4 protein-coding genes and 2 pseudogenes are annotated in these 5,780 nt (G+C 57.5%); 4 read left to right on the top strand and 2 right to left on the bottom strand.

Annotated elements, in window-relative coordinates; translation table 11 throughout:
* The 4 genes and pseudogenes from AC630_RS46445 to AC630_RS38260 all read left to right on the top strand — a co-directional run.
* Positions 1-199, top strand: a pseudogene (locus tag AC630_RS46445) (hypothetical protein); the annotation flags it as partial.
* Between the two features lie 488 nt (positions 200-687).
* Positions 688-1,404, top strand: a complete 717-nt coding sequence (locus tag AC630_RS38250; RefSeq protein WP_074123539.1) for a response regulator — start codon at positions 688-690, stop codon at positions 1,402-1,404.
* Positions 1,401-2,848, top strand: a pseudogene (locus AC630_RS38255) (type II and III secretion system protein family protein). Before AC630_RS38250 ends, AC630_RS38255 begins: the two are co-directional and overlap by 4 nt.
* Before the next feature lie 9 nt (positions 2,849-2,857).
* Positions 2,858-3,490, top strand: a complete 633-nt coding sequence (locus AC630_RS38260; protein ID WP_074123540.1) for a CpaD family pilus assembly lipoprotein — start codon at positions 2,858-2,860, stop codon at positions 3,488-3,490.
* A gap of 196 nt (positions 3,491-3,686) precedes the next feature.
* Here AC630_RS38260 and AC630_RS38265 read toward each other — a convergent pair whose 3' ends face one another.
* Both AC630_RS38265 and sctT read right to left on the bottom strand, forming a co-directional pair.
* A complete protein-coding gene (locus AC630_RS38265; protein WP_074123541.1) occupies positions 3,687-4,724 on the bottom strand; it encodes an EscU/YscU/HrcU family type III secretion system export apparatus switch protein in 1,038 nt (345 codons plus the stop codon).
* Positions 4,721-5,536, bottom strand: coding sequence for a type III secretion system export apparatus subunit SctT (gene sctT, locus AC630_RS38270; protein ID WP_074123542.1), 816 nt, complete (start codon positions 5,534-5,536; stop codon positions 4,721-4,723). The genes AC630_RS38265 and sctT overlap by 4 nt, the downstream gene beginning before the upstream one ends.
* Between the last annotated feature and the right edge of the window lie 244 nt (positions 5,537-5,780).

The raw sequence follows: 5,780 nt of genomic DNA on the forward strand, positions 1-5,780 counted from the left end.
GATCACTGGCTGGGGTTGGTACTATCTGTCGACCGTGCTCGACGACTTCTCGCGCGACATTGTGGCCTGGCGATTGGGGCCGACGATGTGCGCCTCCGACCTCACGGCTATCGCCCTGCGCCGGCGATTCGATTACTGCGGCTCCCCGATCTGGCCGATGTGGAACGCGGACGAGAGGCCCGAACCAGTGATCCAATAAGACGGCCTGAGTCCATAGCCGCAGACCTCGGACGCACGATTCGGGCTGCGGCCCCCAACTAGCGCATCAGCGGCGATGCTCGAGGTTCTGTTATCCGACGCTTCACACTGAAGCATCGGAGCGTTGCTACCTCTCCATTTAGTATTGCTTGTGATGGACGGGAATCCATTGCTTGACGTCATCGACTTGCGCCGAAGCCGCGGTTGTTCGGTGATCCTCATCCTGCACGCCTACTCAGTGCATCGCGCTACGAGCCATTCGCAAGTTGGATACCTATCATAAAAACAATGGATTTTGCCGATCTTACCTGAAGCCCCATAAGTCATCACCGTTCTCTAGAAGGAGCAATCAGGAGCTCGTGCGATTCGATTCTCCCTTCAGTCAGCTGCTCGCCAACCCGACCTGCTCGAGCACGTGGTGGTTTCACCGGAGTTCGTTGTCGATCGTAATGCGCTCAGGTCTTGGCGCAGTCGTACGATAGGCGATGAATGCGAATTCTCCTGGTAGATCGCGATGCGGCCTTTGTGCGAGCCGCCAAGGAAACGCTGTTGGTTCGCGGTTTTGCAGTTGACGTAATCCACACCCTTGACGAAGCGGAGACCGCGATAGGTTGCGCCAGCTATCACATTCTCTTGCTCGAATTGGTTCTGCCGGATGGAAATGGGTTGGACTGGCTGAAACAGTTGAGACGCGAAGGATGTTCGATGCCCGCCATGATGATGAGCAGCCTCAACGATCTCGGCACCCGGATTGCGATATTCAATGGTGGTGCCGACGATTTCCTGCCTAAGCCGGTGTCTCTCGATGAGCTCGTTGCTCGCATGCGCGCCATCTTGCGACGATCGATGCAAATGACGGCACCCGTCGTTACCTTCGGCAACTTAAATTTCGATCCGATCGGCCGGCAAGTCTCAGTTGGCGGTAGCCCTTTAAGAATTGCGCGCCGCGAAGTCTGTATTCTTGAACATCTGCTCAGCCGAGCAGGCCGCACCGTGCCGCGAGCGTCACTGGAGGAAGGCCTCTATGCGTTTGACGACGAAGTCTCGACCAATGCCTTAGAAGTCGCGATCTATCGCTTGCGCACACATTTGAGCAAGTCGGGCGCGACGCTACGGGTCAAAACCGCGCGCGGCGTCGGCTACGCGCTTGAACTGAAGAGCGATCCGCTGCCTAGCCGATCAAACTTGAAAACGAAGCTCCCTTGAAGTCCACGCTTGATCCTTGTAGCAGAACACGGCCGAGCGCCGTCACGTCTGCCATTTTGCCGTATCTTCTGTATGCCCTTTGTACGGTCGCTCTCGTATGTCCCCTCACCGCCGCCGCTCAGATAAGGCGGGATGCTAGTCAGGGGGCGCCCCGCGCGACGGCTGACAGCCTTAACGGAACCTTGAATCTTTCCTCCTCTCAGGGCAAGACCGTTCATCTTCCGGCGCCGGCGGCCAGCATATTTGTTGCCGACCCGACGATAGCCGACTACCAGGCGCCGTCGAACACGACCATCTTCGTCTTTGGAAAAACGCCGGGACGGACCAGTCTGTTCGCATTGAACGACAATGGAGAGGCATTAGCCGAGTTTCGTGTTGTCGTCACCCAACCTGTCGAGGATCTGCGTGCCGCGCTGAAGGCCGAGCTCGGAGACTATGCGATCCAAGTCACCTATACGCCACGCGGCGCTATTCTTAGCGGGACAGCGCCCAGTGCCGACGTCGTCGAGCGCGCCAAGAAGATGACCGAGCAGTTTCTGGGTGCGGGCGCGCTGGTCGTCAATAAGGTTCAGGTGGCGGGATCATTACAGGTTAATCTGAGCGTGCGCGTGGCCGAGGTCTCGCGCAGCGCCATGAAGGAGCTTGGTCTCAGCCTCTCTGCATCGGGTCAAAACGGCGCGGTCGTTTTCGGATTTAGCAGTGGCAAACCTGGCGGTTCCGGTGCGAGTCAGGGCGGCGGCACGGCAAGTATCGGATTTGGCGTTGGCAGTCTGAACGTCAGTGCTGTTCTTGACGCACTCGCCAACGAGCACCTCGCGTCAGTACTGGCGGAACCAAATCTTACCGCGATGTCCGGCGAACCAGCAAGTTTCCTGGCAGGCGGCGAATTTCCAATTCCGGTCATGCAGGACAATCGGCAAGTCTCGGTTCAATTCCGTCAATTCGGAATCAGCCTCGAGTTCGTTCCGACTGTTCTCAGCAACAATCAGATCAATATCCGGGTGAAGCCTGAAGTCAGCGAGTTATCGAAAGAAGGTGAAGTCAGCATCAACGGAATGTCTCTGCCAGGTCTCTCCACACGACGTGCCAGTACTGTCGTCGAGCTTGCCAGCGGTCAAAGCTTTGCAATCGGAGGACTGATCAGGCGCAATTTCAACACCGACATCAGCACGTTTCCTGGGCTAGGCGATGTCCCGATCCTGGGTGCGCTGTTTCGGTCCTCCTCCTTTCAGAAGCAGGAGACGGAGCTCGTCATCATTGTTACCCCCTACATCGTAAGGCCAGCATCGTCTGCGGGCAAGATAAGCGCGCCGACTGACCGGATCCGACCGCCCTCAGACGCGGGGCGCACTTTGACGAATACGTTGGCAAGTCCGCCGCGAGGCCGCACCCTCTCCGCACCGAACCAGGCGCGAGTGGCGGAGCCGGCTTTATTATCGAATGAGGATCGCGAATGAGCTTGCGAAACCTGGGCCACCTGATCGCTATTGCGACAACCGTAGGCGGATGCACTCATGATGCTGCGATCTATTCTGGGCGGACTGAGCAAGCGATCCAGGTGGAGCAGAAGACCAGTGTCTTGGTACTACAGAGGCTTCGTCGGGCCGAGAGGTATGGTCTGCGGGATTTCGTTGCGAACGCCAGCCGAGGTCGGCGGGATGCACTCCATATGGACGTCAGTGGCTCACCTCGGCTCGTTGCTGAAGTGGCCCATGAGGCCCGCACGATGGGCGTTCCCCCTTATAATATTCGCCTATCAGCTTCGCCGGTAGGTCTGCCTTCCCATTTCGGCGTCCGAGTCGAGGCAATCATCTACGAAGCACATCCTCCGCTCTGTCCATCCTTTTCAATCGTCGGCCCTTCAGTGGACGACAATTCTTTTAATCCAACGCTTGGCTGCTCTACCCGGAGTAACCTTGGAGTCATGCTCAACGATCCCGGCGACTTGTTGGAGAATAAAGCTGTCATGCCAACCGGCGGTGATCGTGCGGTAGCTCCCCTTACCGCACGCGGAAGCCTCACGCCGGGCAACAAGAGCAACTCGGAAGATGACAATCACACCAGGGTTTCGCCAGAAGCCCAATGAGCGGGCTCGTGCTCCGAGGTTAGAATGAGCATCAGGTGACGCCGTCGCGATTCCGATAGTCTTGCGCTAAACGGATGAGCCGCCACAGCAGCCACCGTTTCCTCCGTTTTTTCAGATCGCGCCGCGTGCAAGCCAGACCAGTGATTTGGGTCTTGTCTTGACTGAAACGGCCCGAGCGCATCGACTTTGCGCGAAGCTAGGCCAGGCCTGCGGCAAAGACCGCCCGAGCAACTCTCTCAAAACACTCCATCGGCACGGCCTTCCCCATCGTAGCCTTTCGGACCAGCTGCCGCGTTAAAACGGGGTCCTGGATAACGCTCAGATGCAACGCCCGCGCCTGATCAAGCAACCGCGACGCAGATTCGCCCTCGCCGCGGCACACCAATACCGGAACTCCGGTCTCCCCACGAATGTAGCGCAGCCCGATCAATGCCGCCGGGCCTGTCAGTATTAATGTGGCGCGCTGGATGCCGAGCGGCGCCTCGTTCACCGACTCGCGACGGAGCCGACGGTGTTCACCCCTTATGTGCGGATTGCCTTCCTGTTCCTTAGTTTCGCGCTTTGCTTCGCTGTGTGTCATGCGCATGTCACGCGTAAATAACCAGCGCTGAATTAGCAGATCGGTCAAGCCGCCGATCAGAAAGGCACCGGCAGCGATCTCGATCACGAATTTGAACGCTTTGAAGACAAAACCAAAACAACCCAAACCGCAGATAGGCAAGTATACCAGTGCCTTCCAACTCGCGGTTGCGGTGAAAAAAAGAGTTACGCCGAGAACGAACACCTTGATCAGCGACTTCCCAAGCTCGACAAGCGATCTCTGAGAGAAAAGCCGTTTCAGCCCTTTGATAGGATCCAATTTCTCAAGGCTTGGTTTCAGCGGCTCCGCCGAGAACGTCAGCCCACCAGTCGCCAAGAAACTGGCGAGGATGCCAGCACCCACGGCCGCTCCGATGATTGGGGCAACGCTGATCATCGAAAGTTCGATCAACCCGACCAATGCCTGCTGAACCGCGCTATTGAATGGCTGCCCCTGCAACTTGTCGACGAGCTGCACCCCTTCATGCCATGCGACTTCGATCGCGCCTGCTCTGAGGCATAGGCAGCTGAACCCCGCGCAGATGCTGAGCGCGCTCACAAAGTCAGCGCTGCGCGGGATCTGTCCTTTCTTGCGCGCCTGCCGTAGCTTCTTAGGAGTTGGCGGAAGCTTCTTCTCTTCGCCCGAGTCGTTCATTTGAAGAACTTCTCGAGCCACTCCAGCACGCCGTAGAACTGGATAATCTCCGCTTCCATATATTCAATGAGGAAGACGGCGTAGCTGACCATGACGACGCCAAAGGCGATATTCTTTATGATGGCGGAGAGATCGTTCAGCTTGATCTGCGGGGCAAAGCGCCCGAGCAATAGGAGAGATACCTCAATCAGGAGCAGCGGAGCCAGCACGGGTCCCGAGACCAGCAGGGTCGTGTGCATGATATGATCGAGAACCGCTACAAATTCCATTGCGCCTTGCAGGCTCAGTGAAGGTAGTAGCCGATACACAGGCCAGATCAGATAGCTGCCATAGAGGCATTTGACCATCGTCTGCAGACCTCCGGAGAGAACGAAAATTGTAACCGCAGCAGTGCCAAGAAAAAGACCGGTGGCCGAGGCTTGGCTGCGTGTCGCAGGATCGTCGAGCTGGTTCGAAACACCTCGCTGGCTGTCGATGATCTCGCCAACTGCCTGTATGCTCCATAAGGGTATACTCAGTAACATCCCGAAAAGCAGGCCGATAAATATCTCCTTGAGACCGAGGAGAGCGACGGCGATCATACGGGTGGCCGGATCTAGCGTTTGCAGGCCGGCCTTTATGTGCGCAAGGCATGGCAGTCCAATCACGATCGTCAAGCTCGCGCGGATCATCCCGCTAATGTGCGGACGCGTAAATACGGGAAGCACCAACATAATGCCAAGGGCCCGGGCCGCACCAAGGCCGGCTGCAACGACGAACTCGAGCGCTGTCTGGATTAAAGTTAGTGTCTCGGTAGGTGACAAGCCATTCATTTGAGGTGCTAGTACGCTTCAGCCAATCCAAGCAGCTCCGCTCGCTGCGCCATGACGTTTGACGTGACAAGGCCGGAGACGATCGGCGGCGCCGTAGCCCTTTACGAAAGCACCGGCCGGACCGCGGTTGAACCGTCCCGGGTTTGCCGGAGGCCATTTGGTTTAAGTTATGCCGCCATGGCCGATTGTTCCAGCATGGCGTAGTAGCGTTGCTCGGCTTCGGCCGGCGGGATGTTTCCGATGG

The organism is Bradyrhizobium sp. AS23.2, from assembly GCF_001908185.1.
In the GTDB taxonomy this organism is placed as follows: Bacteria; Pseudomonadota; Alphaproteobacteria; order Rhizobiales; family Xanthobacteraceae; genus Bradyrhizobium.

Coding starts and splice junctions, on each gene's coding strand:
- AC630_RS38250 (WP_074123539.1), top strand. CDS start 688: ATGCGAATTCTCCTGGTAGATCGCGATGCGGCCTTTGTGCGAGCCGCC.
- AC630_RS38260 (WP_074123540.1), top strand. CDS start 2,858: ATGAGCTTGCGAAACCTGGGCCACCTGATCGCTATTGCGACAACCGTA.
- AC630_RS38265 (WP_074123541.1), bottom strand. CDS start 4,724: ATGAACGACTCGGGCGAAGAGAAGAAGCTTCCGCCAACTCCTAAGAAG.
- sctT (WP_074123542.1), bottom strand. CDS start 5,536: ATGAATGGCTTGTCACCTACCGAGACACTAACTTTAATCCAGACAGCG.